Origin of the sequence: Kitasatospora sp. NPDC059827, from assembly GCF_042731675.1 — a bacterium.
Lineage (GTDB): Bacteria > Actinomycetota > Actinomycetes > Streptomycetales > Streptomycetaceae > Kitasatospora.
On record NZ_JBHWIV010000001.1, the window covers coordinates 158,475 to 185,288 of the forward strand.

The 26,814-nt window shown below is 73.0% G+C and carries 27 protein-coding genes; 11 read left to right on the top strand and 16 right to left on the bottom strand.

The genetic code is table 11. The features are described from left to right. Window positions 1-60: 60 nt before the first annotated feature. Together ACFV8H_RS00650 and ACFV8H_RS00655 are read right to left on the bottom strand one after the other, a co-directional pair. Window positions 61-1,140: an enoyl-CoA hydratase/isomerase family protein gene (locus tag ACFV8H_RS00650; RefSeq protein ID WP_380395871.1), complete on the bottom strand. Its 1,080-nt coding sequence runs from the start codon at window positions 1,138-1,140 to the stop codon at window positions 61-63. Between the two features lie 234 nt (window positions 1,141-1,374). Next, a complete protein-coding gene (locus ACFV8H_RS00655; protein ID WP_380395872.1) occupies window positions 1,375-2,019 on the bottom strand; it encodes a TetR/AcrR family transcriptional regulator in 645 nt (214 codons plus the stop codon). Window positions 2,020-2,114: 95 nt separating this feature from the next. Here ACFV8H_RS00655 and ACFV8H_RS00660 point away from each other — a divergent pair, with 95 nt between their 5' ends. After that, window positions 2,115-2,888, top strand: coding sequence for an SDR family oxidoreductase (locus ACFV8H_RS00660; protein ID WP_380395873.1), 774 nt, complete (start codon window positions 2,115-2,117; stop codon window positions 2,886-2,888). A gap of 153 nt (window positions 2,889-3,041) precedes the next feature. Here the strand turns inward: ACFV8H_RS00660 and fahA are convergent, their stop codons facing one another. From fahA to ACFV8H_RS00685, 5 genes are all read right to left on the bottom strand, one after another. After that, the gene (fahA, locus tag ACFV8H_RS00665; protein WP_380395874.1) at window positions 3,042-4,262 is read right to left on the bottom strand and encodes a fumarylacetoacetase; all 1,221 of its coding nucleotides are present in this window, start codon (window positions 4,260-4,262) and stop codon (window positions 3,042-3,044) included. After that, complete coding sequence (locus tag ACFV8H_RS00670; protein ID WP_380395875.1) at window positions 4,259-5,128, bottom strand: hypothetical protein; 870 nt, start codon at window positions 5,126-5,128, stop codon at window positions 4,259-4,261. Before ACFV8H_RS00670 ends, fahA begins: the two co-directional genes overlap by 4 nt. After that, window positions 5,125-6,327, bottom strand: coding sequence for a homogentisate 1,2-dioxygenase (locus ACFV8H_RS00675; RefSeq protein ID WP_380395876.1), 1,203 nt, complete (start codon window positions 6,325-6,327; stop codon window positions 5,125-5,127). Before ACFV8H_RS00675 ends, ACFV8H_RS00670 begins: the two co-directional genes overlap by 4 nt. A gap of 66 nt (window positions 6,328-6,393) precedes the next feature. Next, window positions 6,394-7,608: a 4-hydroxyphenylpyruvate dioxygenase gene (hppD, locus tag ACFV8H_RS00680; RefSeq protein WP_380395877.1), complete on the bottom strand. Its 1,215-nt coding sequence runs from the start codon at window positions 7,606-7,608 to the stop codon at window positions 6,394-6,396. A gap of 269 nt (window positions 7,609-7,877) precedes the next feature. Continuing rightward, on the bottom strand, window positions 7,878-9,284 hold the full coding sequence (locus ACFV8H_RS00685) for a phosphoribosyltransferase family protein (protein ID WP_380395878.1): 1,407 nt from the start codon (window positions 9,282-9,284) through the stop codon (window positions 7,878-7,880). A 392-nt stretch (window positions 9,285-9,676) separates the two neighbouring features. On the opposite strand from ACFV8H_RS00685, the gene ACFV8H_RS00690 reads away from it, so the two are divergent. The 3 genes from ACFV8H_RS00690 to ACFV8H_RS00700 are packed head-to-tail and all read left to right on the top strand — an operon-like array spanning window position 9,677 to window position 11,280. Then, complete coding sequence (locus ACFV8H_RS00690) at window positions 9,677-10,153, top strand: hypothetical protein (RefSeq protein WP_380395879.1); 477 nt, start codon at window positions 9,677-9,679, stop codon at window positions 10,151-10,153. A 6-nt stretch (window positions 10,154-10,159) separates the two neighbouring features. After that, entirely contained in the window at window positions 10,160-10,570 is a 411-nt protein-coding gene (locus ACFV8H_RS00695; protein WP_380395880.1) for a hypothetical protein, read from the top strand. Between the two features lie 26 nt (window positions 10,571-10,596). Next, window positions 10,597-11,280, top strand: a complete 684-nt coding sequence (locus ACFV8H_RS00700) for a hypothetical protein (protein ID WP_380395881.1) — start codon at window positions 10,597-10,599, stop codon at window positions 11,278-11,280. 26 nt (window positions 11,281-11,306) lie between these two features. On the opposite strand, the gene ACFV8H_RS00705 is transcribed toward ACFV8H_RS00700, so the two are convergent. Both ACFV8H_RS00705 and ACFV8H_RS00710 read right to left on the bottom strand, forming a co-directional pair. Then, window positions 11,307-11,531: a hypothetical protein gene (locus ACFV8H_RS00705; RefSeq protein WP_380395882.1), complete on the bottom strand. Its 225-nt coding sequence runs from the start codon at window positions 11,529-11,531 to the stop codon at window positions 11,307-11,309. 148 nt (window positions 11,532-11,679) lie between these two features. Beyond that, window positions 11,680-13,779 (bottom strand): ATP-binding protein, encoded by a 2,100-nt coding sequence (locus ACFV8H_RS00710; protein ID WP_380395883.1) that lies wholly within the window; start codon window positions 13,777-13,779, stop codon window positions 11,680-11,682. A 229-nt stretch (window positions 13,780-14,008) separates the two neighbouring features. On the opposite strand from ACFV8H_RS00710, the gene ACFV8H_RS00715 reads away from it, so the two are divergent. Continuing rightward, the gene (locus tag ACFV8H_RS00715) at window positions 14,009-14,704 is read left to right on the top strand and encodes a response regulator (protein ID WP_380395884.1); all 696 of its coding nucleotides are present in this window, start codon (window positions 14,009-14,011) and stop codon (window positions 14,702-14,704) included. Between the two features lie 110 nt (window positions 14,705-14,814). Here the strand turns inward: ACFV8H_RS00715 and ACFV8H_RS00720 are convergent, their stop codons facing one another. Beyond that, window positions 14,815-16,515 (bottom strand): acyl-CoA dehydrogenase family protein, encoded by a 1,701-nt coding sequence (locus ACFV8H_RS00720; RefSeq protein WP_380395885.1) that lies wholly within the window; start codon window positions 16,513-16,515, stop codon window positions 14,815-14,817. Between the two features lie 143 nt (window positions 16,516-16,658). Beyond that, complete coding sequence (locus ACFV8H_RS00725) at window positions 16,659-17,225, bottom strand: PadR family transcriptional regulator (protein ID WP_380395886.1); 567 nt, start codon at window positions 17,223-17,225, stop codon at window positions 16,659-16,661. Between the two features lie 188 nt (window positions 17,226-17,413). Between ACFV8H_RS00725 and ACFV8H_RS00730 the strand changes: the two genes are divergently transcribed. After that, the gene (locus ACFV8H_RS00730; RefSeq protein ID WP_380395887.1) at window positions 17,414-17,884 is read left to right on the top strand and encodes an SPW repeat protein; all 471 of its coding nucleotides are present in this window, start codon (window positions 17,414-17,416) and stop codon (window positions 17,882-17,884) included. An 89-nt stretch (window positions 17,885-17,973) separates the two neighbouring features. On the opposite strand, the gene ACFV8H_RS00735 is transcribed toward ACFV8H_RS00730, so the two are convergent. Both ACFV8H_RS00735 and ACFV8H_RS00740 read right to left on the bottom strand, forming a co-directional pair. Further along, window positions 17,974-19,380: a class II fumarate hydratase gene (locus ACFV8H_RS00735; RefSeq protein ID WP_380395888.1), complete on the bottom strand. Its 1,407-nt coding sequence runs from the start codon at window positions 19,378-19,380 to the stop codon at window positions 17,974-17,976. 53 nt (window positions 19,381-19,433) lie between these two features. Then, window positions 19,434-19,961 carry a hypothetical protein gene (locus tag ACFV8H_RS00740; protein ID WP_380395889.1) on the bottom strand — a complete coding sequence of 176 codons (528 nt, stop codon included), beginning with the start codon at window positions 19,959-19,961 and terminating at the stop codon, window positions 19,434-19,436. 332 nt (window positions 19,962-20,293) lie between these two features. Here ACFV8H_RS00740 and ACFV8H_RS00745 point away from each other — a divergent pair, with 332 nt between their 5' ends. Next, window positions 20,294-22,162, top strand: a complete 1,869-nt coding sequence (locus ACFV8H_RS00745) for a cholesterol oxidase substrate-binding domain-containing protein (protein ID WP_380395890.1) — start codon at window positions 20,294-20,296, stop codon at window positions 22,160-22,162. A gap of 79 nt (window positions 22,163-22,241) precedes the next feature. Here ACFV8H_RS00745 and ACFV8H_RS00750 read toward each other — a convergent pair whose 3' ends face one another. After that, window positions 22,242-22,832, bottom strand: coding sequence for a helix-turn-helix domain-containing protein (locus tag ACFV8H_RS00750; protein ID WP_380395891.1), 591 nt, complete (start codon window positions 22,830-22,832; stop codon window positions 22,242-22,244). A gap of 191 nt (window positions 22,833-23,023) precedes the next feature. Here ACFV8H_RS00750 and ACFV8H_RS00755 point away from each other — a divergent pair, with 191 nt between their 5' ends. Beyond that, on the top strand, window positions 23,024-23,770 hold the full coding sequence (locus tag ACFV8H_RS00755) for an AzlC family ABC transporter permease (RefSeq protein ID WP_380395892.1): 747 nt from the start codon (window positions 23,024-23,026) through the stop codon (window positions 23,768-23,770). Beyond that, window positions 23,770-24,078 (top strand): AzlD domain-containing protein, encoded by a 309-nt coding sequence (locus ACFV8H_RS00760; protein WP_380395981.1) that lies wholly within the window; start codon window positions 23,770-23,772, stop codon window positions 24,076-24,078. The genes ACFV8H_RS00755 and ACFV8H_RS00760 overlap by 1 nt, the downstream gene beginning before the upstream one ends. 72 nt (window positions 24,079-24,150) lie before the next feature. Here ACFV8H_RS00760 and ACFV8H_RS00765 read toward each other — a convergent pair whose 3' ends face one another. Next, complete coding sequence (locus ACFV8H_RS00765; RefSeq protein WP_380395893.1) at window positions 24,151-24,465, bottom strand: hypothetical protein; 315 nt, start codon at window positions 24,463-24,465, stop codon at window positions 24,151-24,153. Between the two features lie 78 nt (window positions 24,466-24,543). Beyond that, window positions 24,544-25,083, bottom strand: coding sequence for a GNAT family N-acetyltransferase (locus ACFV8H_RS00770; RefSeq protein ID WP_380395894.1), 540 nt, complete (start codon window positions 25,081-25,083; stop codon window positions 24,544-24,546). Between the two features lie 89 nt (window positions 25,084-25,172). Between ACFV8H_RS00770 and ACFV8H_RS00775 the strand changes: the two genes are divergently transcribed. Further along, entirely contained in the window at window positions 25,173-26,360 is a 1,188-nt protein-coding gene (locus ACFV8H_RS00775; protein WP_380395895.1) for an acyl-CoA dehydrogenase family protein, read from the top strand. Window positions 26,361-26,433: 73 nt separating this feature from the next. Then, window positions 26,434-26,814 (top strand): ADP-ribosylation/crystallin J1, encoded by a 381-nt coding sequence (locus tag ACFV8H_RS00780; protein WP_380395896.1) that lies wholly within the window; start codon window positions 26,434-26,436, stop codon window positions 26,812-26,814.

The window sequence follows — 26,814 nt, forward strand, 5'->3', positions numbered from 1 at the left end:
GCAGGCGTTTCGGGGCAGGTGTTCCGGCGGGGGTAGCCGTTCCGGTGAGGGGTGGGCGGCTCAGGCGAGGCCCAACTCGTCGCCCTCGCGCGGGGCGAGGAAGCTCGCGACCTCGGCCTCCGTCACCTCGGCGAGCGTGCGCGGCGACCACTGCGGATCGCGGTCCTTGTCGATCACCTGGGCACGGATGCCCTCGGCGAGGTCCGGCCGGTCCAGCGCGGCGCAGGAGATGCGGTACTCCTGGTCGAGCGCGGCCTCCAGCGAGGGCAGCGTACGGGCGCGGCGCAGTGCGGCCAGGGTGACCTTGACGGCGGTGGGGGAGTTCCCGAGCAGCAGTTCGGCGGCCTCCTTCGCCTCCGGCACGCCGGAGTCGAGCAGGCGCCGGACGATCTCCTCGACGGTGTCGGCCGCGTAGCAGGCGTCGATCCACTCCTGCTGCGCGGCCAAACCGGCGGGGCCGGTGGTTCCGGTGGTTCCGGCGGTCGGCGCGGGCTCGGCGTGGACGGCGACGGTCGCGGCCGGATCGGTGCCACCGGCGAGGGCGTCGAGCAGCTCGGGCAGGCGGGAGGACGGGACGAAGTGGTCCGCGAAACCGCACAGCAGCGCGTCGGCGGGGCCGATCGAGGCCGAGGTGAGCCCGAGGTGGGTGCCGAACTCGCCCGGGGTGCGGGCGAGCAGGAGGCTGCCGCCGACGTCCGGGGTGAGCCCGATCCGGGTCTCGGGCATCGCGATCACGGAGCGTTCGGTGACGATCCGCACCGCGGCGTGGGCGGACAGGCCGATGCCGCCGCCCATGGTGATGCCGTCCATGACCGCGACGAAGGGCTTCGGGTAGCGGGCGATCAGCGCGTTCACCCGGTACTCGTCGCGGAAGAAGGCGCGGGTGCCGGCCCCGCCGGCCGTGACGTCGGCGTGCATCGCGCGCAGGTCCGCCCCCGCGCACAGGCCGCGCTCACCGGCGCCGGTCAGGACGACGGCGCGCACCCGGTCGTCGGCGGCCCAGTCGTCCAGCGTCGCCCGGATGGCGGTGATCATGCCGTGGGTCAGGGAGTTGAGGGCCCGCGGGCGGTTGAGCACGATCCGCCCGAGGCCGCCGTCGCCGTCCAGGACGGCCTGGACCTCCGGAACCTCCTGGGCCACGTGGACCTCCTGGACCGCTGCCGTCTCTGCCGCCGCTGCGCTCATCGGAACCGCTCCCGTCCCCTCGGTGATCTCGCCTGCCGCGGTCCACCGTACCGGGGCGGTGGGGGCGTTGTGATCACGAGGCCGTCCGGGCCTGCGGGGCCCCGGTGGGCCCTCGGTGGGGCTCCGGTGGGGTGGCAGGGGTGACGGTCGTGGTGGGGGGTCGTGGCGGGCGGCCACGGCAGGTGGTGGCTACGGCCAGGCGCGCAGGGCGAGTTCGGCGACTCCGCCGAGCTCCTCGGCAGTGGCGCCGTCGCGGGCCTGCTGGGACATCCCCTGGATGACCGTGGCGAGATACCCGGCCAGCGCCTTCGGGTCGGTCCCGGGTGGCAGTTCGCCGTCCTGCCGGGCGGCGAGCAGCCGATCCTCGAAGACCTGCCGGTTCCGGTTGCGCAGGTCGCGCAGGAGGGCCTGGACCCCGGCGTCCTGCGGGGTGACGTTGGTGGCGGCGCTGATCACCAGGCAGCCGGCGGGGTGGGACGGGTCCGGGTAGATCGCGGCGGCCTCGCGCAGGATCCGGGCGAAGGCGGCCCGGGCGCCGGTCTCCTCGGCCAGCGCGACGCCGACGAACGCGCCGACCGGGGACTGCCCGTACCGGCGGACGACCTCCTCGAAGAGCGAGCGCTTGTCGCCGAAGGCGGCGTAGAGGCTGCCGGGGCGGATGCCCATGGCGGTGGTCAGGTCGGTGACGGAGGTGGCCTCGTATCCGCGTTCCCAGAACAGCCGGGTCGCGGCGGACAGGGCCTCGTCCCGGTCGAAGGCGGGTGGCCGTCCGCGTCGGGGGCGGGGGGCCGGGCCGGCCGCCGGTGCGCTGTCGGGTGTCGCTGCCTCGGTCATGGATCGAATTTTAGAGCAGTCGCTCAAGAAGTGTGTGCTAGGTTCTTTCTTGAGCGATCGATCAAGAAATGTGGACGCGGCAGGAGGGCTCGGTCATGGGTGGGTACGGACTCGAGGGCAAGGTGGCGCTGGTCACCGGCGGCAGCAGGGGGATCGGCCGGGCGATCGCCCGCCGGCTCGGACGGGACGGTGCCGTCGTCGCCGTCGGCTACGCCCGGGACGACGCGGCGGCACGGGAGGTGGTCGACGGGATCCGGGCCGACGGCGGGCGGGCCTTCGCGCTGCGCGCCGAACTGGGGCGGCACGGGGACGCGGCCGCGCTCTGGGCCGCCTTCGATGCGGAGGTCGGGGCGCACGCGTCCGGCGGCGGGGTCGACATCATCGTCAACAACGCCGGGATCGGGCGTAGTTCGGACCTCGCGACACTGACCGAGGAGGGTTTCGACGAGGTGTTCGCGGTGAACGTCCGGGCGCCGTTCTTCGTGGTGCGGCACGGGCTGGAGCGGATGCGGGACGGCGGCCGGATCATCAACGTCTCCAGCGGGGCCGCCCGGCTCGCGATGCCGGAGATCATCGCCTACGGCGCGACCAAGGGCGCGCTCGACACCTTCACGCTCAACCTGGCCAAGCAGCTGGGCCCGCGCGGGATCACGGCGAACTCGGTCGCGCCCGGCGTGGTGGACACCGACGTCAACGCGGGCTGGCTGCGCGGCAACCCGCAGGCGGAGGCGCACGCGGCCTCGCTCGCCGCGCTCGGCCGGGTCGGGCAGCCGGAGGACATCGCGGACATCGTCGCCTTCCTGGCCTCGGACGATGCGCGCTGGGTCACCGGGCGGGTCATCGACGCCACGGGCGGCGCCGGGCTGTAGGCGGGGCGGGCACAGGCGGAGCGGGCACAGGGCGGGGTGGGCGAACAATGAACAGCTGACAGATTTCAGATGATGAAATCTGTCAGCTGTTATCCGTCGTCTGTTATCTGTTACTTGTCAGCTGTTACTTGTCGGCTGTCAGCTGCCGAGCCGTCAGCCCCGCACCCGCCCCGAGACCTCGCCGAAGCCGACCGGCACGCCGTCCGGTCCCGGGGCCGTCGCCGTGATGACGACCTCGTCGCCGTCCTCCAGGAAGGTCCGGGTGGTGCCGTCCGGCAGCTTGAGCGGCTCCTCGCCGTTCCAGGTCAGCTCGATCAGCGCGCCGCGGGTGTCCGGCTCCGGCCCGCTGACCGTGCCCGAGGCGAACAGGTCGCCGGTGCGCAGCGAGGCGCCGTTGACGGTCATGTGGGTCAGCTGCTGCTGCGCCGTCCAGTACATGGAGGCGAACGGCGGCCGCGACACCAGGTGCCCGTTCAGTCGGACCTCCATGGCCAGGTCCAGGCCCCACGCCTCGCCGCCGCGGTCGTCCAGGTACGCCAGCGGCTCGACGTCGCGCTCCGGCGGCGTGACCCGGGCGTGCTGGAGGGCGTCCAGCGGCACGATCCACGGCGAGATCGAGGTCGCGAAGGACTTGCCCAGGAAGGGGCCGAGCGGCACGTACTCCCAGGCCTGGATGTCGCGCGCCGACCAGTCGTTGAGCAGGCAGACACCGAAGACGTGCTCGCGGAAGTCGTCCAGCGCGACCGGTCGGCCCAGCTCGGTCGGCGTGCCGACGACGAAGCCGACCTCGGCCTCGATGTCCAGCCGCCGGGTCGGCCCGAAGCTCGGGGCGGCGTCGGCGGGCGCCTTGCGCTGCCCGTGCGGACGCACCACCGGCGTGCCGGAGACCACGACCGTGCCCGCCCGCCCGTGGTAACCGATGGGCAGGTGCTTCCAGTTGGGCGTGAGCGGCTCCGAGCCCGGGCGGAAGATCCGGCCCAAGTTGGTGGCGTGGTGCTCGGAGGCGTAGAAGTCGACGTAGTCCGCGACCTCGAACGGCAGGTGCAGTTCGACCTCGTCGGCCGGCAGCAGCGCCGGCGACAGCGCCTCCCGGAACGTCTCGTCGGTGAGCCAGGTGGTGAGGTCGGCGCGCACCTGCGTCCACACCGAACGACCGCCCGCCATCAGCGGGTTGAGCGAGTCCGCGTCCAGCAGGACGGACGGCGCCCCGGCCGCGCGGGCGGCGGCCCCGGCGTCCAGCACGAAGTCCCCGACGCGCACGCCGATCCGGCGCCGCCCGGGCCGGTCGGCCGCGGTGAAGACGCCGTACGGCAGGTTGTGCACGCCGAACGGCGAGTCCTGGGCGCTGGCCAGCCAGCTGCGGGGGGTGCTCAACGGTCCTCCTGGAGGAGTGGACTGGGCGACAGCAGGCCGAGCGCGGCCAGGTCGTCCAGGGGTTCGGCGACGCTGCAGGTGCCGAACGCGGTGAACGAGTTGCGGATCACCGTAACCTGGTGCCCGGTGAGGGCGTGGACGGCCTTGGCCAGTACCCCGCCGTCGCGTTCGGCCAGGACCGCGGCGGCTGCCGCGCGGTCGGTCTCCTGGGCGGCGAGCAGCACGTTGAGGAAGCCGTGGTGCTCGAAGCCGGTCACCGGGTCGGTGTGCCGGACGGCGTTGTGCAGTCCGGCCGTGCACTTGTACGGCAGGCCGCGCTGCGCGCAGCCGGTGAGGAAGGCGGCCAGTTCGTCCTCGTCCGGGAAGGCCTCCGCGACGACCCCGCCGGTGCGGAACTTCGCCCGGTAGGCGCTGTCGACCAGGGCGTCCAGGGTCTCCTCCAGGCCGTCCCCGCGCAGGAGTTCGCGCGGCAGCTCGACGGCGGCCGGCACGTCCGGCGGCAGCAGCCGGTCCAGTTCGGCCACGGCCTCCCGCACGTCCCGGGTGGCGAGTTCGACGCCCGCGAGCTCGAACGGTGCGGCGGCGGTGAGCGCCGGCCCGAGCTCGGCGCTGCCCCCCGGCAGCACGAGCCCGACCCTGAGCGGCCCGGTGCCCGCCACCGCCGCGGCCAGTTCGCCCAACCGGCCCGCCCCGCACAGGAACGGGCCGACCGCGTCGGCGTACCAGGCCGTGCGGTGGACGCGGTGCGCGGGCACCGCCTCGACGACCGGCAGGTTCCCCGGGGGGAACACCGCCGCGTCGTCGAAGAGGCCGCGGAACAGCTCCGGGACCGGCGAAGCCTGTGCCGGCGAGCCGTCGGCGCTCATCGCGCGGGCCCCCGACCCGCCCAGGTCCAGGCGTAGTTGGCGTCCTCGCTCGCCCGCCCGCCCTCGCCGAGCTCCAGCGGGCGGAAGGTGTCCACCATGACGGCCAGTTCGTCGAAGAACTCCGCGCCGATGCTGCGCTCGTAGGCGCCCGGCTGCGGCCCGTGGGTGTGCCCGCCGGGGTGCAGTGAGATCGAGCCCTGGGCGATGCCGGAGCCCTTGCGGGCCGCGTAGTCGCCGCCGCAGTAGAACATCACCTCGTCGCTGTCCACGTTGGCGTGGTAGTAGGGCACCGGGATCGACAGCGGGTGGTAGTCCACCTTGCGGGGAACGAAGTTGCAGATCACGAAGTTGTTGCCCTCGAACACCTGGTGGGCCGGCGGCGGCTGGTGGATCCGCCCGGTGATCGGCTCGAAGTCCCGGATGTTGAAGGCGTACGGGTACAGGCAGCCGTCCCAGCCGACCACGTCGAAGGGGTGGTGCGGCACGGTGTAGCGGGTGCCCGAGACCCCGTTCGGGCCGCGGTGCTTGACCAGCACGTCGACGTCGCCGTCGGCGTCGACCACCAGCGGCCCGACCGGCCCGCGGAAGTCCCGCTCGCAGTACGGCGCGTGCTCCAGCAGCTGCCCGTACTTGGAGAGGTAGCGCTTGACCGGGGTGATGTGGCTGTTGGCCTCGATGCAGTAGGCGCGCAGCGGTTCGTCCCCGGTCGGCACCCAGCGGTGGGTGGTGGCGCGCGGGATGATCACGTAGTCGCCCTGGCCGACCTCGATCGAGCCGAAGACCGTCTCGACCGTGCCCGCGCCGGACTCCACGTACACGCACTCGTCGCCGAGCCCGTTGCGGTACAGCTCGCTCGGGGCCCCGGCGGCGACGTACGAGATCCGCACGTCGCCGTTGCCGAGGACGAGCCGGCGGCTGCCGACGACGTCCGCGGACTTCCACTCCTGGTCCGCGAACAGCTCGTGCAGCTTGAGGTGGCGGGGGAGCAGGGGATGGTTGGGCACCGTGGACTGGTCGGGCAGCTCCCACGGCACCGCGTTGACCACCGCCGAGGGGATGCCCCGGTGGTAGAGCAGCGAGGAGTCGGAGGAGAATCCCTCCTCGCCCATCAACTCCTCGTAGTACAGCCCGCCTTCGGGTGTGCGGTGCTGGGTGTGCCGCTTGGGCGGGATGCTGCCCAGCTGCCGGTAGTACGTCATCTCCGTGCTCCTCCTCGACGCCTCGAACGTCCGTCAGGGCCGCCGTCAATCAGGGTAGGCCGACGCTCACAGGTTGCCGCGACGGTCCTGCTCGCGCTCGATGGACTCGAACAGCGCCTTGAAGTTGCCCTTGCCGAAGCCCAGCGAACCGTGCCGCTCGATGAACTCGTAGAAGACGGTCGGGCGGTCGCCGATCGGCTTGGTGAAGATCTGCAGCAGGTAGCCGTCCTCGTCGCGGTCGACCAGGATGCCGCGCTTCTTCAACTCCTCGATCGGCACCCGCACCTTGCCGATGCGCTCCCGCAGCTCCGGGTCGTCGTAGTAGGCGTCCGGGGTGTTGAGGAACTCGACGCCGCGGGCGCGCAGCACGTCGACGGTGGTGAGGATGTCGTTGGTGGCGAGCGCCATGTGCTGGCAGCCGGGGCCGGTGTAGAACTCCAGGTACTCGTCGATCTGGGACTTCTTCTTGGCGATGGCCGGCTCGTTGAGCGGGAACTTCACCCGGTGGTTGCCGCTGGCGACGACCTTGGACATCAGGGCGGAGTACTCGGTGGCGATGTCGTCGCCGACGAACTCGGCCATGTTCACGAAGCCCATGACCCGGTTGTAGAACTGGACCCACTCGTCCATCCGGCCCAGCTCGACGTTGCCGACGGCGTGGTCGAGGGCCTGGAACAGGCGCTTGGGGGTGCCCTCCGGGCGGGTGACGCCGCTCTTCGCCACGACGTAGCCCGGCAGGTACGGGCCCTGGTAGCGGGAGCGGTCGATCAGGGTGTGGCGGGTCTCGCCGTAGGTGGCGATGGCCGCGCGGCGCACGGTGCCGTTCTCGTCCGAGACGTCGTTCGGCTCCTCCAGGACGGTGGCGCCGCTGGCCCGGGCGTGCTCGATGCACTTGTCGACGTCCGGGACCTCGAGGGCGAGGTCGACCACGCCGTCGCCGTGCCGGCGGTGGTGGTCCAGCAGCGCGCTGTCCGGCTGGACACCGCCCTTGATCACGAAGCGGCAGGAGCCGGAGCGCAGCACATAGGCCTTGCGGTCGCGGCGGCCGGTCTCCGGGCCGGAGTAGGCGACCAGCTCCATGCCGAACACGACCTGGTAGAACTGGGCCGTCTGGGTGGCGTTGCCGACCACGAAGACGACCGCGTCCTGGGCGGTGACCGGGAACGGGTCGGAGGCCTGGTCGTGCTCGACGAGGCCGACGAGGCGGCGCAGCTGGTCGGCGTCGAGGCCGGCCTCGCGCTCCTCGGGGGTCAGCTCAAGGGCGTGGGACTGCGGGGTCATCGCTCGTTCCTCCAGTCAGGGCCTCGGCGTTGAGGCTTCCGGGGGTGTTCGGGGGCCTTGCGGCCCGCCGGGTCGGATCGCGTGGATCGCGGCCGCACGGCGACGGGTGGGCGGTGCGGTTGCGGAGAGCTTGCTCCTGTCGTGGGGGTTGGGCAACAGGTCGGTTTTTCACTGCTCAATGTGTACAAGCTGGCCAGGAAATCCCGGCTTCGGCTGCGCAAAATGCGCTGCCTCCGGGCGGTCATCGCCCGAATTCTGCGCAGCCGCACCTACCGGTCCTCGGGGCCGGGCCCGTCGGCGGGCGGGAGGTGGCGCAGGAACCAGTCCCCGGCCAGCTCAGCGGCCTGGTCGAGGGTGCCGGGCTCCTCGAACAGATGGCTCGCGCGCGGCACCACCACCAGCTCGCCCGCGCCGCCCAGCCGGGCCAGGGCCCGCCGGTTGAGGTCCAGCACGGTGGTGTCCAGCGCGCCGACCACGAGCAGCGTCGGCGCGTCCACCCGGGCCAGCACGTCCGGCCCGGCGAGGTCCGGCCGCCCGCCCCGGGAGACTACGGCACGTACCGCGGGGCCCAGTTCGGCGGCCGTGTACAGCGCGGCGGCCGCGCCGGTGCTGGCGCCGAACAGCCCCAGCGGCAGCCCGCGGGCCCCTTCGGTGCGCCCCAGCTCCTCGGTCACGGCGGTCAGTCGAGAACCGAGCAGGGCGACGTCGAACACCTTGCGCCGGTCCGGCTCCTCGGCCTCGGCGAGCAGGTCGAACAGCAGGGTGCCCAGCCCGCGGCGGTTCAGGTGCCGGGCGACGTGCCGGTTGCGCGGACTGCGCCGGCCGCTGCCGCTGCCGTGCGCGAAGACCACCGCCGCGCGCGCCCCGGCCGGCACGGTCAGCCGGCCGGTCAGCCGGACCCCGGCGACGGCCAGCGGCAGCTCGCGGTCGATGCCGTCCCCGCCGGGCGGTTCGCCGTTGGGGGGCTCGCCGTCGGGTGGCTCCCTGTCGGGCGGTTCGCCGTCGGGTGGCTCCCTGTCGGGTGGTTCGCGCCGGGCCTCGGCCAGCAGCCGCAGCACCTCCTCGTCGCCGGTCTGCGTGAAGTCGGCGTAGAACTCGCCGATCGCGAAGAACGGCGACGGCGTGTCGACGCAGACCAGCTCGTCGGCGACCTCGGACAGCCGCTCCGTCCAGTCCCGCGGCGCCACCGGGACGGCCAGCACCACCCGCGCCGCCCCGCGCGCCCGGACGATCCGGCAGGCGGCCCGGGCGGTCGAGCCAGTGGCGACGCCGTCGTCCACCACGACCACCGAGCGCCCGCGCAGGTCCGCCGCCGGGCGGTCGCCCCGGTAGCGCAGCGCCCGGCGCTCCAACTCGGCGCGCTCGCGCCGCTCCACCTGCGCCAGCTGCCCGTCACCCACCCCGGCGAGCCGGATGACCTGCTCGTTCAGCACCCGGACGCCGTCCTCACCGATCGCCCCCATGCCCAGCTCGGGCTGGTACGGCACACCCAGCTTGCGGATCACGCAGATGTCCAGCGGCGCACCGAGCGCCGCCGCCACCTCGGCCGCCACCGGTACGCCGCCCCGGGGCAGGGCGACCACCACGGTGCCGGGGCCGGCGAGGTGGCCGAGCCGGCCGGCCAGGCGGCGGCCCGCCTCTCTGCGGTCGGTGAAGGGGGTTCCGGTGACGTGCATTCCACGGCCTCCGGGTTCCACCGTACGCCGGTCCGGTACACCGGTCCCGGGCGTCCCTCCGGGCGTCGCTGCGGGGCTGGGTGGGGCTTGTCCGGCGGGCCGCCTGCTGGGGTCGTACGGGGGCCGCAAGGGGTCTGCGCGGGGTCTGTACGGGGGCCTGTGCGGGCCCCGTGGGACAGGGGCGGGACCGGGATAGGACCGTCGCGGCCACCGGTCCGGGACCGCGACGGGCACCGCCCGGGACTTCGCGCGTACGGGCCCGGGACGGTACGGCCGCGCGGCCGGGAACGGGACGGGACGACACCCCCGTGCGACCGGGACGGCGGGCGGCGGAACGTGGTGCGCAGAGGCGGTCCGCAGAGCCCGCCCAGCACACCGAAGGAGCGTCCGAGATGCCGGGCACCGTCATCACCGACCTGCGCCGCCGCGGCTGCGCCGTCGACCCCGGAGGCCTGCTCGCGGGACCGCTGCGCGCCGTCGGCCTGCAGTGGCTCGAACCGGGACGGAGCGCCGAGGTGATCGCCGAGGGCGTCGAGCACGCGCTGTACGTCACCGCGGGCTCCGGCCTCGCCGCCCTGCCGGAGCACGCCGTGCACCCCGACCACCCCGAGCGCGCCGACACCGGCCTGCCGCTGGTCGAGGGCACCGCCGTCGTGCTCCCGCTCGGCGCGCGGACCGTCCTGACCGCCGGAACGGCCGGACTGGAGTACTTCCACGCCGTCCTGGCCGCCCCCCCCGTCCGCGGAACCGGCCGTCGAACCGTCCGCCGAGCCTGCCGCCGAACCGTCCGCCGGAGAAGCCGAAACCTCCACCGAAGAACCCGAAGACCTCGAAGACCTCGAAGAACCCGAAGAACCCGAAGAAGGTGACCAGAGGTGATCGTCACCACCGACACCGGCTCCGCCATGGTCCTGCTCGGCCCGAACGGGGAGCGGGTCCGGATCCGCTCATTGGCCCGTCGCGCCATGCTCGCCAGCGCCTGCGAGGCCTTCGACCACCTGCGGCTGAGCCCGGGCGCCCATCACGTCCTGCCCGGGCGGCCCGACGCCGAGACGGTGCTGCACGTCCTGCGGGGCGCCGCCGTCATCGGGCAACTCGCCGACCAGCCGGACCACTTGGCCTCGGACGGCGACCTGCTGCTGGCCCGCAAGGGCCGCACCCTGCGGATCGAGGCCGGCCCGCTCGGCGCGGAACTGCTCTGCCTCACCCTGGCCGTGCCCCGCCACCGCGCCGGCACCCGGGCCTCCCTCGCCCGCCGCCGCGCCGAACGCTGCGACCGGCCCTGACCTTCACCGTTCTCCGGGAGCCACTTGTGATCCTCGTCCCTGCTGCCGTCCCGCGCACCGCGCCCGTCTTCCAGCGGCTGATCGACCCCGAGCGCCGTCCGGCCGTCCGTGCCGCGCTGACCGTCGAGACCCTGCCGCCCGGCGTCCTGGTCGAGCAACTCCCGTGCGAGTCGGTCGAGTCGGTCACCGTGGTGCTGGCCGGACGGCTGTCCGCGGGCGGCCGGATCCTGTCCCCGGGCGAGGCGCTGCACCACCCGCCCGGCAGCAGTCACCGGCTCACCGCCGTGCGCGGCGCACCGACCGCCGTGCTCACCGTCCGGCCGGTCCTGTCCGTAGCCGACATCCCCGCCCAGCGCGGCGGTTCGCGAGCCCTCGGGCCCGTCCGGTCCGCCCGGCGGATCGCCGTCGACACCGTGCTCCTCGCCCCCGGCGGGCAGCACGGGCCGTACGCCGTGGCCGCGGTGGACACGTTCCTGGTGCTGCTCTCCGGCGCCGACGCCCGCCTCGTTCTGGACGACCGCGAAGTGCCCCTGTTCCCAGGTGACTTGGTCTACCTCCGGGCCGGTGAGCGGTACGTCCTGCGGGCCGGTGCGGGCGGGCCGGTGGCCGCCGTGCGCGGCCGGGTCGGCGCGGTTCTGGGACCTGAACAGGACCTCGAACCCATGCAAACGGGTCAGGCCCGTCCGCACAGTGGTGGGCAGAGCGATTGATCGATCGGATCGGCCGCTCGGAAGAATCAGGAGTACCACCTCATGTCCACGAACACCGCGACTGCCTCGACGACTGCGACCAGGGTGATCTGTACGGCCGGAGTGCTGGCGGGCGTGATCGCGGCAGCCCTGGCACTGCGCAAGGCCTGTTCCGGCTCCGTCTCGGAGTCGACCGGGCGTTCCGAGTCGAAGTCCGGCACGGTCACGCCGAAGGATTGCCCGTTCGGATGCGGGCCCGGCCAGTAGCTCACCCCCGCCGCCCCTCTTCCGACTGACAGATAACAGCGAACAGCTGACAGATTTCAACATCTGTCAGCTGTTCGTTGTTATCTGTCAGCTGTTATCCGTCGGCGCTCGCCCGCTCGCCCGCCACCCCCGGGCCCGCCACTTCCGAGCCCGTTACCGGTTGGCCGCCGCCGAGCGCGGCAGCACCGCCAGCACCTGCGTGCCGTGCTGCTGGGGCAGCGGTCCGACGGTGCAGCGGCCGCCGATCTCCGCCGCCCGGTCGGCCATCGACCGCAGGCCGACCCCACCGCCCGGCGGTTCGTCGACGGACTCCGTCTCCCGGTACCCGACCCCGTCGTCCTGCACGGTCAGGGTCAGCGCCTCGTCGTCCACCCGGAGCGCCACCCGCACGGTCCGGGCCCGGGCGTGCCGCAGCACGTTGTTGAGCGCCTCCGCGGTGATGCGGTAGGCCGCGACCTCCACCGCCGCCGCCAGCTCCGGCAGCGGCTCCGGCGAGACCTCGACCGTCACGGTCAGCCCGGCCCCGCTGAAGTTGTCCGCCAGCTGCCGGACCGCCCGGGCCAGTCCGAGTTCGCCCAGCGGCGCCGGCCCGAGCCGGTCGGTGATCCGGCGGACTTCCTGGATCGCCATCCCCAGGCCCTCGGAGACCGTGTGCAGCGGGTCCGCGAGCCCGCCGTCCGCCGTCGAGGCGGCGTTGTCCACCCGCAGTCGCAGGCCGGCCAGGGCCGGTCCGAGCCCGTCGTGGATGTCCCGCCGCAGCCACCGTCGTTCCTCCTCCCGGGCGGCGATGATCTGCTCCCGGCTGGCCAGCAGGTCCTCCTGGAGCTGCAGGGAGGCGACGGCGGGCGAGGCCTGGTCGGCGAGCGAGCGCAGGATGTCGACGTCGGTCGCCGCCAGCCGCTCCTCGCCCGTCCGCAGCCCGACGGTCAACTCGCCGATCGGCAGCCCGTTGTGGACGAGCGCGAAGCCCTGGCTGCGGCCGTTCAGCCGCCCGGCGGTGGCCAGCGTGCGCCGTCCGGCCCGGGTGGTGACGGCCAGGGTGACGCCGGGCAGTTTGAGTTCCTCGGCGACCGTCGCGCACAGCGCCGCCGGCAGCTGCTCCGGGTCGACGACCTGCCGCACCCGCCCCGCGAGCGTGCGCAGCACCTGGTACGGCTGCGCGCGTTCGCCGTAGTACAGCCGGTCCACCACGGCGACGGCCCGTCGCGCCGCCTTCGGCAGGGTGGCGCCGAGCGCGTACACCAGGGCGATCAGCAGCAGGGCGGCCCCACCGCGCCCCGGTAGCAGCGAGTTGGACAGTGCGGCGGCGGCCACCACGAACAGTCCGGTGACGCCGGTGCCCAGCAACAGCCCGATCAGGACGCTGCGGGCCGCCCGGTCGAGCCGCCAGCCGTGGTCCCGGATCACCAGGAAGCCGATCGCGACGGCCCAGACCGCCCCCGCCGCGGTGAACAGCCAGTAGCTGAGCCAGTAGTGGTCGGCGCGGTTGCGCATGTAGAAGTCCTGCAGCGCGACCCAGAGCACGTACGCCCCGAGCATGCCCGCCACCCGCAGCCGGTGCCGACGGGTCTCGGCCGCGTCGCGCCCCGGGACGGCCGCCGGCCGCAGCAGCCGGGACAGCAGGACCAGCGTGACGAACCCGAGCACGCACTCGCTGATCAGCAGGTCGTGGCCGCCCAGTCCGTCGACCACGCTCACGGCGAGGTGCGCCGGCGGGCTGTCGGCCAGCGGATTGGTCCGCCCGTAGGTCGTCGGGTCGGCGAGGCCCTGGGCCACCTCGGCGCTCACCCACACGCCGACGGCCCCGATGAACCACCACCATCGCCGCGTCGTCAGCCGTCCGCTCGGCAGCCAGAGCGGCAGCGCGTAGATGAGCGTCGTCCTGACCGCGCTGAGCACCGTGTCGAAGGCCAGCACGGCGCCGGCGATGCCCGGGTCGCGGACCTCGACCCAGAGCGGTGCGGCCGCCACCCGGGGGAGGATGTTGGTGAGCGCGTAGACGAGCATCACCCAGCCGAGCGGGCTGCCCGGGCGGTGCGCGTGGAGCAGCATGCCGGCCCCGGCGGTCGGCAGGGCGTAGACCAGGATGGCGAGTTCGTCGCGGGGGTGGGAGACGCCCGGTTCGCCGAGGTGGACGAGCACGTAGCAGATCCACACCGTCGCGGAGACGAAGCAGAGCGCGGTGACGACCGCGGCGGCGGTCAGTTGCCGCTCGGCCCGGGTGCGGCGCGGGGGAGAGGAGACCGTGATCATGGCACCACCTCGGTTCTCGACAGCGGGTGTTCCGCCGGCCGCGTCGTGGTCCGCCGGCGCCTCGTCCCCAGGGTGTCCGGTCCCAGTCTGGTCGGCCCGGTGTCCCGGTCGCCTGAGGCAGCGGTCACGCATTCCGGGCGGGACCGCGGTGGGCGCCACCCCCGCCGTGCGGACGACCCCCGGGCATGTCACGGAGAGTCACGTGATCGCCGCTGCTAGTGTCGGCCGGGTGGATGAACACCAGCTGGTCGCACCCTCCGGTCCGGCGGGCGGGGCGGCACCCGTTCGAGTACTGATCGTCGACGACCACCCCCTCTTCCGGGAGGGGCTCAAGGCGGCGCTGGAGAGCGCCGAGGGCGTCACCGTGGTGGCCGAGGCCGAGCGGGTCGCCGATGTCCCGGACGCGGTCGCCCGGAACAGCCCGAACGTGGTGATCATGGACCTCTCCCTGCCCGACGGCTCCGGGCTGGAGGCCGTCCGCCGGCTCTCCGGTCAGGAGCAGTCCCCGCCGGTGCTGATGCTGACCATGTCGGACGACGACGGCAACCTGCTCGCCGCGCTCCAGGCGGGCGCCCGCGGCTACCTGGTCAAGGGCGCGGGGCGCGAGGAGGTGCTGCACGCCGTCCGGACGGTCGCCGCGGGCGGCGCGGTGTTCGGCGGCGAGGTCGCCGGGCGGATCACGGCGCTGCTGGCCGGGGCGAAGATGCGCGAGGCCGGGCAGCTCTTCCCCGACCTCACCGCCCGCGAGGCCGAGGTGCTGGACCTGGTCGCGCGCGGCCACGACAACCGGCGGATCGCCCGGGAGCTCGTGGTCGCGGAGAAGACCGTCCGCAACCACGTCACCCACATCTTCGAGAAACTGCACGTCGCGACCCGCGCGGAGGCGGTCGCCCGGGCCCGCGACATGGGCCTCGGCGACGGCTGAACCCGCCCCCGACGGGGGAGCGCCGGAGACGTCCGGGGGCGCCGGTCCGCTGACCGGCACCCCCGGAGTCGTCCTGGTCCCACCGGACCTACGACTGCGTCACCACTGCGTCACGGCTGCATCTCGTACGCGCCCGAGAGCGCCTCGACCCGCGCCCACACCTTCGCGGCGCGCTCGGCGTCCGCCACCGGGCGGCGCACGTTGGCCAGCGCCCAGGCGGCCTGCTCCTCGGTGGCGGAGGCCTTGCCGTGCAGCTCGGTCGCGTGCGCGGAGAAGTCGCGGACCAGCGCGTCGAACACCTGGTCCAGGACATCGGCGTCGAGGCCGGTCAGCTCGGCCTGCTCCAGCACCAGCTGGCCGTAGACGATCAGCGCGAACAGCTGGCCGATCTCCAGCAGGAAGTCCAGGTCGGCCTGCTGCTCCTTGCTCGGCGCGTGCTTGATCAGCAGCTCGCAGAAGCCGTCGGCCTGCTCGCGGAAACGGGCGACGTTCGGCAGCTGGGCGTGCCGGTCGTAGGCGGCGCGCCAGTCGTGGAAGCGGATCGCGCCGAGGCCGCGGGCCGGGCCCTGGCGGAACAGGAAGGCGTCGTCGGCGGCGTCCAGCCGGGTCGGCACCGGCGGGTACTCGGCGGGCGCGAACAGGTAGTTGCCCATGAACTTGAGGATCAGCGCCAGGTTGACGTGGACCGTGCCCTCCAGCTTCGGCAGGCCGCGGATGTCCTTGGCGGCCTTGTCGAAGTAGGTGTCCGCCTCGAAGCCCTTGGCCGCGATGACGTCCCACATCAGGTCGATGACCTTCTCGCCCTCGGTGGTGACCTTCATCTTGGTCATCGGGTTGAAGAGCAGGTAGCGGCGGTCCTCGGCGGAGGCCGTGCGGAAGTAGTCGACGGCCCGCGCGCTGAACAGCTTCATCGCCACCAGGCGGGCGTACGCGTCGGTCAACTCCCGCCGCACGTGCGGGAAGTCGGTGACCTTGCGGCCGTACAGCACCCGGTTGTGGGCGTGCGTGACGGCCTCGTACATCGCGTGCTCGCAGATGCCGACCGAGGCGGTGCAGAGGTTGAACTTGCCGACGTTGACGGTGTTCAGCGCGGCGTCGAAGGCGGCCTGCCCGGTGTGCAGCACGTCCTCGGCCCGGACCGGGTAGTCCTCCAGGCGGAACTCGCTGACGTACATCTGGGCGTTCACGACGTTCTTGACCAGGTGGTACGCATCGTGGCGGCTGTCGGCGGCGAAGAAGACGTAGCCCTCGGGGCCCTCGACGTCCGAGCGGCGGCCGAACACCGAGACCAGGCCGGCCACGTTGCCGTTGCCGATGTAGTACTTGGGGCCGGTCGCGGTGAAGCCGCCCTCGCCGTCCGGGGTGAGGATCATGTCGGTGGAGTAGATGTCGGCGCCGTGGGAGCGCTCGGACAGGCCGAAGGCCATCACGTGGCCCTCGGCGAGGAGCTTGGCGGCGCGGGCCCGGACGGCCTCGTTCTCGCTCTGCCAGACCGGGCCGAGGCCCAGGATGGTGACCTGCCAGGTGTACCAGTAGCCGAGGCCGTAGAAGCCGAGGATCTCGTTCAGCTCGGCGATCCGCGCGGTGTCCCAGCGCTTGTCGGCGTCGGCCGCGGACGGGGTCAGGAACTCCGCGAACAGGCCCTCCCGGGCGGCGAATTCGAGGAAGTCGCCGTACCAGGCGCGGTCGATGTAGGTGTCGATGAGCGCCTTCTTGCCGCGGGACTCGAACCAGTCGACGGTCGCGCGCAGCAGCCGGCGGGTCGGCTCGTCGAACTGTGCGGGGTCGTAGGTGCGCGGGTTGAAGAGCATCGGGGGCTCCCAGGGGGTCGAGGGTGTGAGGACTCGGCGGGGCGGGGTGCGGCGGGCGGGTGGACGGATGGCGGCGAACAGAGTTCAGAAGACAGATGTCAGCGAACAGATTTCAGATTTCAAACTCTGTCATCTGTTATTTGTCATCTGTGATCTGTTCCCCGTCCGTCCTCCGCGAGCCGGCGCAGGGTGGCGAGCACGTCGTCCAGCCAGGCGAGGGTCATCCGCTCGAACTCGATGCCGCCGCGCAGCACGACGTGCTGGAGCTCCTGCCGGGTGTCCAGCGCGGTGAGGTCGGGGAAGTCCCGCTGCTCGCCGTGCAGGTAGCGGGCGAGGAGGGCGGCGTGGCTGTCGCGGTGCCGCTCGACCTCGGAGATCAACGCGGCCGGGTCGTCGAAGGCGGCGGCCCGGATCTTGACCGCGAGCTCGTGCCGTACGGTCTCCGGTTCGACCGGTTCGCGCAGCCAGTCGGCCAGCGCGGCCCGTCCGGGCCCGGCTGCCGAGTAGACCTTCTTGTCCGGGCGGCCGTCCTGCGCGACCTCCTCGGCGGCGACCCAGCCGTCCGCCTCCATCCGCCGCAGCACCCGGTAGATCTGCTGGTGGGTGGCGGTCCAGAAGCGTCCGATGGAGCGGTCGAAGCGCCGGGCCAGTTCGTACCCGGAGCCGGGCTGCTCCAGCAGCGAGACGAGGATCGCGTGCTCCAGTGCCATGCCCAGCATCCTGCTATGCAACGAGTTGCATAGGCAATGGGCCCTCGGAGTGTTGAGACGCAGGTCACCGGCGTGATCGGATGGTTATCGGTCATTCCGGACTATCAGGTGCAAAACCTTGGAGAAGCGCCAGAATAGGTACGGGGCTTGCCCCTTCCCATGGTCCGAAACCACAGGAGGTGGTATCGGTGGCAACCCATGTGCCGACAGGCATGGAGCACCACCCGGACATCGTCGAACTCCGGGAACACTACGAGCGGGTCACCTCGACCCCCCGCGCCCAGGGCGTCGAAGCCCTGGCCGTTCTGGCCGGCCTGTTCCTCGCGGCATCGCCGTGGATCGTCGGCTTCACCGCGTTCAGCACCCTGACCGTGACCTGCCTGATCGTCGGGCTGGCCTACACGGCACTGATGGCCGGCTACGGCTCGGCCTACGAGCGCACCCACGCGAGGGCCTGGGCCGCCGCCGCGCTCGGTATCTGGACGATCATCTCTCCCTGGGCCGTCTCCGGGTCCGTCGCGCACGGCAAGAACATCGTCACCTGCGTCATCGTCGGCGCCGTGATGTTCCTGCTTGGACTCGCGGCGATCTCGATGGCCACGATCACGTCGAACGGAGCAGCGATGCGGCTCGGCCGGGCCGGCCGCGCCAAGGGCTGACCTTCCCCGCAGCCCGCGTCCGGGGCACGGAGGGCACTCGTGCCCGCCGCGCCCCGGCGCACCGGCCGACGAGGCCGGGCCGGGCCGGGCTACGGGTGCGTCATCCGCAGCACGTCCAGCGCCCGGTCCAACTCCTCCTCGGTGAGCGCGCCCCGCTCGACGTACCCGCGCTCCAGCACCACCTGGCGGATGGTCTTCCGCTCGGCCAGCGCCTGCTTGGCGACCTTCGCCGCCTCCTCGTACCCGATGTAGCGGTTCAGCGGCGTCACCACCGAGGGCGAGGACTCCGCGTACTCGCGGGCCCGTTCGACGTTCGCGGTGATGCCGTCCACCGTCCGGTCCGCCAGCAGCCGGGCGCTGTTGGCCAGCAGCCGCACCGACTCCAGCACGTTGCGGGCGATCACCGGGAGCATCACGTTCAGCTCGAAGTTGCCGCTCGCGCCGGCCAGCGTCACCGTCGCGTCGTTGCCCACCACCTGGGCGGCGACCATCAGCACCACCTCGGGCAGCACCGGGTTCACCTTGCCCGGCATGATGGACGAACCGGGCTGCAGATCCGGCAGGTTGATCTCGCCCAGGCCGGTGCGCGGACCGGAGCCCATCCACCGCAGGTCGTTCGCGATCTTCGTGAACCCGACTGCCACCGTGCGCAGTTGGCCGCTCAGCTCGACCAGCGCGTCCCGCGCGCCCTGCGCCTCGAAGTGGTCGCGGGCCTCGGTCAGCGGCAGCCCGGTGGTCCGGGCGACCTCCTCGATGACGGCCGCCGGGAATCCGGGCGGGGTGTTGATGCCGGTGCCCACCGCCGTTCCGCCGAGCGGCAGTTCGGCGACCCGGGGGAGGGTCGCCAGCAGTCGCTCCCGCCCGTGCCGCACCTGGGCCGCGTAGCCGCCGAACTCCTGGCCGAGGGTGACGGGCGTGGCGTCCATCAGGTGCGTACGGCCGGACTTGACCACCTGCGCGAACTCGACCGACTTGCGCTCCAGCGCCTCCGCGAGGTGCTCCAGCGCCGGGATCAGGTCGTGGGTGACGGCGGCGGTGGCGGCGATGTGGATCGAGGACGGGAACACGTCGTTGGACGACTGGCTGGCGTTCACCTGGTCGTTCGGGTGGACCGGCCGCCCCAGCCGTTCGCCGGCCAGGGTGGCGATCACCTCATTGGCGTTCATGTTGGACGAGGTGCCCGAACCGGTCTGGAACACGTCCACCGGGAACTCGTCGTCCCAGCGGCCCTCCGCGACCTCCTCGGCGGCCGCCGCGATCGCCCCGGCCGTCTCCTCGTCCAGGACCCCGAGGCGGGCGTTCACCCGCGCCGCGGCCGCCTTGACCCGGGCCAGCGCGGCGATGTGCGCGCGCTCCAGCCGTTGGCCGGACACCGGGAAGTTCTCCACCGCCCGCTGCGTCTGCGCCTGCCACTTCGCGGCCGCCGGCACCCGCACCTCGCCCATCGAGTCGTGCTCGATCCGGTACTCCTGCGGCTTCTCCCGCTCGTCACCCATCGCGCGCTGCACCTCCTGTACGGGCCGGTCCGGCCCGGTCACGGGACTTCCGATCACCACAGCCGCTCGCGGGCCCCGGGTATTTCCACCCGCAGCAGCCCACCCGGCTCGGCGCCGAGCTGTCCGACGACCGTGCCGTCCGGGGCCCACACGCCGGAGCGGCCCGAGGTCTCCGCGAACTCGCCGCTGGCCCCGGCACTGGTGGACAGTACGCCCCAGACCGCGTGCGCGCCGGTCCGCTCCCGCAGGTGCCCGGCGAGCCGCTCGGCCTGCGCGGGTCCGGGACCGTACAGCGTGGAGGCCACGTAGGCGTCGATGCCGAGGGCGGCGGTCTCCTCGGCGTGGGCCGGGTCGGCGGCGGGGGCGGTCAGGTCGTAGCCGGTCAGGGACAGCTCGGGGAACACCACCAGTCGGGTCCCCGCCTCCCGGACGGCCGCGGCGTGCCGTTCGGCGTTGACGGCCAGGGTGTCCGGACGGCCGGGGGCGGCGCAGACGGGCTGGGCGACGGTGACCGTGACGGAGGCAGGGACGGCGGGGGTGGCGGGGGTGGCGGGCGCGGTGCGGACGTCGGCGAGCGGCACGGACCGAGGCGCGGACGGAGGCGCGGACGAGGACACGGCGGAGCCTCCGGCGGGCGGGGGAGTCGATGGTCAAGATCAACCTATGCGTCCCTCCGACGGCCGGGCAACAGTTCGGCGACCGCCGAAACCACGCCGCCCCCGCCCCGCCGGCCGCACCGGGTGGACGGCCCTCGGCCGTTCGCGCCATGATCACTCGAACGAGTGAGATCCCGGCCGGAACGCTTCAAACGGTCGTACGGCACTTCGTACGCTCCTGACCGGGTCGGGCGGATTCCGACCGCCCCGGAGCGCCGCTATCCGGCCCGGGGAAACCGACGCAGGGGGCGGACCGGATGACCACAGAACACGACGGCAACGACACCCACCGCGGCCTGACCAGACGGCAACTGCTCGGCGCCTCCGCGGCGCTCGGCAGCGCCGCCTGGCTGCTGCGCGGCACCATCGGCCCCGACAGCGCCGAGGCGGCCACGCCCGTCCCGCCCGGCCTTCCCGCCGGCACCGAGCTGTACCAGCGGGTGTTCCAGAACTGGTCCGGCGAGATCCGCACCGACCAGCTGTGGACCTGCGCACCGCGCACCCCCGAGGAGGTCCCGGCCCTCGCCGACTGGGCGCACGCCAACGGCTGGCGGCTGCGCGCCACCGGCTACCGGCACACCTGGGCCCCGCTCACCGTCGCCAACGGCACCCCGGCCGACGCCCGCGTCCTGCTCGTGGACACCAACCGGTACCTCACGGCCATCACCGCCGACTCACCGACCACCGTGCGGGCGCAGACCGGCGCGAGCATGGACGCGCTGCTCACCCACCTGTCCGACCGCGGCCTCGGCCTGACGGCCTGCCCGGCGCCGGGCGACCTCACCGTCGGCGGAGTGCTCGCCATCGGCGGCCACGGCACCGCCACCGGCGCCGGCGGCGAACTGCGCCCGGACGGGCACGGCTACGGCTCGGTCAGCAACCAGGTGGTCAAGCTCACCGCCGTCGTCCTCGACCCGGCGACCGGCCGCTACGCGCTGCGCACCTTCGACCGCGCCGAGGCCGACAGCGCCGCGTTCCTGGTGCACCTCGGCCGCGCCTTCCTCACCGAGGTCGTGCTGCGCGTCGGAGCCGACCGCCCGCTGCGCTGCGTCAGCCGGCTGGACATCCCGGCGAGCGACCTGTTTGCCCGCCCCGGCACCCCCACCGGGGGCGGCGGGCTGCTCGGCGGACTGCTGGGCGGCGGCGGAGGCCCGCGCACCCTCGCCGACTTCGTCGAGCGCGACGGCCGGGTCGAGGCGATCTGGTTCGCCTACACCGACTACCCGTGGCTCAAGACCTGGACCGTCGCCCCGAGCAAGCCGCTCGCCTCCCGGGCCGTCGACCAGCCCTACAACTACCCCTTCTCGGACAGCATTCCGGAACCGGTCGCCCGACTGGCCGGCCAAATCATCTCCGGTGCCTGGGGATCGGCCCCGCTGTTCGGTCAACTCCAGTACCTGGTCGCCAAGGTGGCGCTCACCGGCGACCTCACCGACGTCCTGCTCTCCGGCGGGCTGCTGCGTGACCTGCTCACCGGCGACCTGATCACCCACCTGCTCGCCGGCGGCCTGCGCTCCGACCTCTGGGGCCCCTCGCGCGCCCTGCTGCAGTACGTCCGGCCCACCACGCTGCGGGTCACCGCCAACGGCTACGCGATCCTGACCAAGCGCGCCGACCTGCAGTGGGTGGTCAGCGAATTCGCCGCCTACTACCGGCAGTTGCTCGGCGAGTACCAGGCCAGGGGCGAGTTCCCGGTGAACGGCGCGGTGGAGATCCGGGTCACCGGCCTGGACGACCCGTCCTACTCCGGCGTCCCCGGCGCCCGGCCGCCGCTGCTGTCCGCGCTGCGCCCCCGGGCGGACCGCCCGGAGTGGGACACCGCGGTCTGGCTCGACGTCCTCGCTTTCCCCGGTACGCCCGGACTGGAGCGCTTCGCCCGGGACTTGGAGCAGTGGCTGCTGCGCACCTTCGACGGCACCCGGGCCGGGGCGAGGGTCGAGTGGTCCAAGGGGTGGGCGTACACGGCGGACGCCGCCTGGGCCGACCAGGACATGATCGGCCGGGCCATTCCCGACAGCCTGCGCGCCGGGGGCGGGCCCGGCTGGGACGAGGCGGTCGCCACGCTCGACCGGTACGACCCGCACCGGGTGTTCGGGAACCCCTTCCTGGACGGGCTGTTGAAGTAACAGCGAACAGCGAACGGATAACAGATGACAGCTGACAGATTTCGAAATCTGTCAGCTGTCATCTGTTATCCGTCACCCGTCAGATGTGTTCCATCACGATCACCGCGAGGGTGTCCGGGGCCAGTGCGCGGAAGACGTGGGGGGCATCCCCGGGATAGCTGATGTAGTCGCCCGGGCCGAGCTCGACCGGCGTCTCGGTCGGGCCGACCAGGGCCCGGCCCGAGCCGATGAGCACGTGCTCGACGGTGCCGGGCATATGGGGCTCGGACGCCCTGGTGTCGCCCGGCTGGGCCTCGATCCGGTAGATGTCGCGCCGGGCGTTCGGCGGGCAGGAGGAGAGCACCGTGGCGGCGTAGTTGGCCTGCTCGGAGTGGGTCACCGGGCCCTCGCCGGCCCGGAGCACCTTGACGGTGGGGCGCGGCGGGTCGACCAGCCTGCTGAACGGCACGTTCAGCGCGACCCCCAGCGCCCAGAGCGTCTCCACGCTGGGGTTGCCCGCGCCCGACTCCAGCTGCGAGAGCGTCGACTTGGCGATGCCGGCGCGGCGGGCCAGCTCGGCCATCGACAGTCCGCTGCGTTCGCGTTCGCGCCGGATGGACGCGGCGATCTGGCCGATCAGCTCCGCACCGGAGCCGTTGGCGCCCCCGGGTCGGGTGGTCCGGTCACTCATGCTCGCCACTCACGCTTTCTCCAGGCTCCTTCGGTCGGCTTCCCGCTGGTGGTGTCGTTCATGCTGCCACGCCGGCCCCCGGGCGGGCCGGGGCCATGGGGCCATGGGGCTGCGGGACCCAAGGGCGTTCGTCACATCGGTCCGTCCGTTCGTCTTGACGAACACGGGCTCCCAGGTTCATTCTGATGAACATGCGTTCGCTACTCCGAACACTCGAGCATGCGACCCTCCGCGACATCGCCCTGGTCTGCCTCGCCGACGCACTCGTCGGCGCCTCCTTCGGCGCGATCAGCGTCTCCGGCGGCCTGCCGCTCTGGGTGCCGACCGCCCTCTCCGTCCTGGTCTTCGCGGGCGGCTCGCAGTTCGCGGCCGTCGGCGTGGTGCTGTCCGGTGGTGGCGTGCTCGCGGCCGTCGCCACCGGGCTGGTGCTCAACGCCCGGCTGCTCCCGTTCGGGTTCGCGGTCGCCGACGTGCTCCAGGGCCCCTGGTGGCAAAGGCTGTTCGGGGCGCAGATGCTCACCGACGAGAGTGCGGCCTTCGCGCTGCAGCAGCACGAACCGCGCCGCCGACGGGCGGCGTTCTGGGTCTGCGGGGTCTCGCTGTTCGTGGTGTGGAACGTGGCGGTGCTGCTCGGCGGCCTCGCCGGCGGACTGATCGGGGACACCGACGCGCTCGGGCTGGACGCGGCCTTCCCGGCCGTGCTGCTCGCGCTGGTGCTGCCCTCGCTCACCGACCGCGCGACCCGTACGGCCGCGGTGGTGGGCGCGGTGGTGGCCGTCGCGGCCACGCCCTTCGTGCCGGGCGGGCTGCCGGTGCTGCTGGCCCTGGTCGGGCTGCTGTTCGCCCGGCGGCCCGGGGCGGGGCCGGAACCAGGAGAGCCGGGAGAGCCGGGGGAGCAGGCGGCCGCCCCGGCGGCCGTGAAGGAGGAGGTCCGATGATGCCGCTGTACGCGATCCTGCTACTGGCCGCCGGGACGTACGCCTATCGGGTGGCCGGCCCGCTGCTCGGGCACCGGCTCGCGCTCTCCGCGCGGATCCGGCACCTGCTGGCGGTCGCGGCGGCGGTACTGCTGGTCGCACTGGTCGCGACCGGCGCGCTGACCCAGGGGCACGGCTTCGCCGGGTGGGCCCGTCCGGCGGGGGTGCTGGTCGCGGGTGTGCTCGCGTGGCGCCGGGCACCCTTCCCGGTGGTGGTCGTGGCCGGGGCGGCGACGGCGGCGCTGCTGAGGCTGTGCGGAGTGTCGTGACGGAGGACGGCGGACAGTGTTCAGCGAACAGATGACAGATTTCGAAAGCTGTCATCTGTCACCTGTTATCCGTCAGTCGTCAGTCGTCAACCGCTCCGCCTGCACCTCGGGCCGCTTGCTGTCCCACAGCAGCTCCCACACCTTGAACACGCAGTGGTAGTCCCGCATGCTCCCCCGTGAGATCAGCAGGTAGGTGTCCCCGTCCCGCAGCAGCGTCTGCTGCCGACTGCTCATCGGATGCTCCGGGGTGTAGGTCGGGACGATCCGCCGCAGCTCCGCGACGGCCTCCTCCCGGGTGCCCTCGACCTCGCCGAGCACCTTGTTGCCCCAGGTCCGGTCCTTGCCGATCCCGACCGTCTCCTCGACGACCAGCGCCCAACGCGCCATGCCCCGCCTCCCCTTCCGTGTTCCGTACCGGCCGTTCGCGTTCGGATCGGCCGTTCCCGTTCGGCCCGGCCGCCCCCGTCAGCGCACCAGCGACTTGAAGAAGATGGTCGTCGGGTGCAGCACGCCGGTCGTGTCGGCCGCGTAGTCGGGCACCGAGCCGACCCGGGTCCAGCCCGCCGTCTCGTACATCCGCTCGGCCGGGCTGCCCGTCTCGGTGTCCAGCACCAGCAGCCGGATCCCCGACCGGGCCGCCCGCCCCTCCAGCGCCGCCAGCAGCCGCCCGGCCAGCCGCTGCCCGCGGTCCGCCGGGTGCACCATCAGCTTGGCCACCTCGCCCCGGTGCCGCCCGTTCGCCGTCGTGGCCGGCCGCAGCTGCACCGTCCCGGCGAGTCGCCCGTCGGCCGCCGCCCGGGCGGTCCACAGCACCAGCCGTCCGGCCGCGAGCTCCGGGACCAGTGCCCGCCACCACGCCGCGGACTCGTCCGGCTCCAGCGGGGCGAGGAAGCCGACCGAGGCACCGTCGCCGACGGTCGCCGTCAGCAGCCCGGCGAACTCGGCCACCGAGCCGTCCAGTTCCTCCGCCGTCACCTCGTCGACCACGTACGCCGTGCCGGACATGTCGCCTTCCTCACTCGCTCCCGTCGGTCCCTGACCGGGCGGGTTGCGGAATACTCGCCGATGTCCCGCCGAGACTACAAGGAGCTTCCATGCCGAAGCCGACCCGGATCGACCCGGCCGACCTGCTCGCGGTCGGCGACCTCCTCACCGACGAGGAGCGGCTGGTCCGTGACACCGTCCGCCGGTTCACCGAGGAGCGGATCCGCCCGCACATCGGCGACTGGTTCGAGCGCGGTGTCTTCCCGGCCCGCGAACTCGCCCCCGAACTCGGCGCGCTGGGCGTGCTCGGCATGCACCTCGACGGCTACGGCTGCGCGGGTGCCGACGCGGTGGCGTACGGGGTCGCCTGCATGGAGCTGGAGGCGGCCGACTCGGGGCTGCGCAGCTTCGTCTCGGTCCAGGGCTCGCTGGCGATGCGCTCGATCCACGCCTTCGGCTCGGAGGAGCAGAAGCAGCGCTGGCTGCCCGGGATGGCGGCCGGTGAGCTGATCGGCTGCTTCGGCCTCACCGAGCCCGACTTCGGCTCGGACCCGGCGAACATGCGCACCCGGGCGGTCCGCAAGGGCGGCGAGGGCGGCGACTGGGTGCTGTCCGGCAGCAAGATGTGGATCACCAACGGCAGCATCTCCGACGTCGCCGTGGTCTGGGCGCAGACCGAGGAGGGCGTGCGCGGCTTCCTGGTCGAGCGCGGCACCCGCGGCCTGACCGCGACCGACGTGCACGGCAAGCTCTCGCTGCGCGCCTCCGTCACCAGCGAGCTGGCCTTCGACGAGGTGGTGCTGCCCGCCGACGCCGTGCTGCCCGGCGTCACCGGCCTGCGCGGCCCGCTCTCCTCCCTCAACGAGGCCCGCTACGGCATCCTCTGGGGCACCGTCGGCGCCGCCCGCGACTGCTACACCGCCGCCCTGGACTACGCGAAGAGCCGGATCCAGTTCGACCGCCCGATCGCCGGCTTCCAGCTGACCCAGCAGAAGCTGGTCGAGATGATGCTGGAGGTCGAGAAGGCGTACCTGGTGGCCCTGCGGATCGGCCGGCTCAAGGAGGAGGGCGCGGCCCGCCCGCCGCACGTCAGCTTCGGCAAGCTCAACAACGTGCGCACCGCGCTGGAGATCGCCCGCAGCGCCCGGACCGTCCTCGGCGCCAACGGCATCACCACCGAGTACCCGGTGCTGCGGCACGCCAACAACCTGGAGTCGGTGCTCACCTACGAGGGCACCAGCGAGATCCACACCCTGGTCCTCGGCGAGGCCATCACCGGCGAGTCCGCCTACCGCTGACCGACCGTCGCCCTCGCCCCGAACGGCGAATAACCGGTGGCCGGGCCCCTCGCGGCCCGGCTACCGTCCCGCCATGACCAGTCAGCCCGCCGCCCGGCAGCAGCCCCCGACCACCACCCTCTGGCGCCCCACCGGCCCGGAGGAGCTGGCCCTGGTCGAGGCCGCCGACCGGCGCGCCTGGCCGCCTCGGCTGCCCGAGCAGCCGATCTTCTACCCCGTGCTGAACGAGGACTACGCGATCCGGATCGCCCGCGACTGGAACGTGCCCGCCTCCGGCGTCGGCTACGTCACCCGCTTCGAGGTGGAGACGGACTTCCTCGCCCGCTACCCGGTGCAGCGGGCCGGCGGTCGGACGATCCTCGAACTCTGGGTGCCCGCCGAGGAGTTGGAGGAGTTCAACCGGCACATCGTCGGCCGGATCGAGGTCGTCCACGAGTTCCGGCCGGAGGGCTGA

Bases quoted from the DNA above. Each gene is read 5' to 3' on its own strand.
- ACFV8H_RS00655 (WP_380395872.1), bottom strand. From the start codon at position 2,019: ATGACCGAGGCAGCGACACCCGACAGCGCACCGGCGGCCGGCCCGGCC.
- ACFV8H_RS00660 (WP_380395873.1), top strand. From the start codon at position 2,115: ATGGGTGGGTACGGACTCGAGGGCAAGGTGGCGCTGGTCACCGGCGGC.
- ACFV8H_RS00670 (WP_380395875.1), bottom strand. From the start codon at position 5,128: ATGAGCGCCGACGGCTCGCCGGCACAGGCTTCGCCGGTCCCGGAGCTG.
- ACFV8H_RS00675 (WP_380395876.1), bottom strand. From the start codon at position 6,327: ATGACGTACTACCGGCAGCTGGGCAGCATCCCGCCCAAGCGGCACACC.
- hppD (WP_380395877.1), bottom strand. From the start codon at position 7,608: ATGACCCCGCAGTCCCACGCCCTTGAGCTGACCCCCGAGGAGCGCGAG.
- ACFV8H_RS00685 (WP_380395878.1), bottom strand. From the start codon at position 9,284: ATGCACGTCACCGGAACCCCCTTCACCGACCGCAGAGAGGCGGGCCGC.
- ACFV8H_RS00690 (WP_380395879.1), top strand. From the start codon at position 9,677: ATGCCGGGCACCGTCATCACCGACCTGCGCCGCCGCGGCTGCGCCGTC.
- ACFV8H_RS00710 (WP_380395883.1), bottom strand. From the start codon at position 13,779: ATGATCACGGTCTCCTCTCCCCCGCGCCGCACCCGGGCCGAGCGGCAA.
- ACFV8H_RS00720 (WP_380395885.1), bottom strand. From the start codon at position 16,515: ATGCTCTTCAACCCGCGCACCTACGACCCCGCACAGTTCGACGAGCCG.
- ACFV8H_RS00725 (WP_380395886.1), bottom strand. From the start codon at position 17,225: ATGGCACTGGAGCACGCGATCCTCGTCTCGCTGCTGGAGCAGCCCGGC.
- ACFV8H_RS00735 (WP_380395888.1), bottom strand. From the start codon at position 19,380: ATGGGTGACGAGCGGGAGAAGCCGCAGGAGTACCGGATCGAGCACGAC.
- ACFV8H_RS00745 (WP_380395890.1), top strand. From the start codon at position 20,294: ATGACCACAGAACACGACGGCAACGACACCCACCGCGGCCTGACCAGA.
- ACFV8H_RS00750 (WP_380395891.1), bottom strand. From the start codon at position 22,832: ATGAGTGACCGGACCACCCGACCCGGGGGCGCCAACGGCTCCGGTGCG.
- ACFV8H_RS00755 (WP_380395892.1), top strand. From the start codon at position 23,024: ATGCGTTCGCTACTCCGAACACTCGAGCATGCGACCCTCCGCGACATC.
- ACFV8H_RS00760 (WP_380395981.1), top strand. From the start codon at position 23,770: ATGCCGCTGTACGCGATCCTGCTACTGGCCGCCGGGACGTACGCCTAT.
- ACFV8H_RS00765 (WP_380395893.1), bottom strand. From the start codon at position 24,465: ATGGCGCGTTGGGCGCTGGTCGTCGAGGAGACGGTCGGGATCGGCAAG.
- ACFV8H_RS00770 (WP_380395894.1), bottom strand. From the start codon at position 25,083: ATGTCCGGCACGGCGTACGTGGTCGACGAGGTGACGGCGGAGGAACTG.
- ACFV8H_RS00775 (WP_380395895.1), top strand. From the start codon at position 25,173: ATGCCGAAGCCGACCCGGATCGACCCGGCCGACCTGCTCGCGGTCGGC.
- ACFV8H_RS00780 (WP_380395896.1), top strand. From the start codon at position 26,434: ATGACCAGTCAGCCCGCCGCCCGGCAGCAGCCCCCGACCACCACCCTC.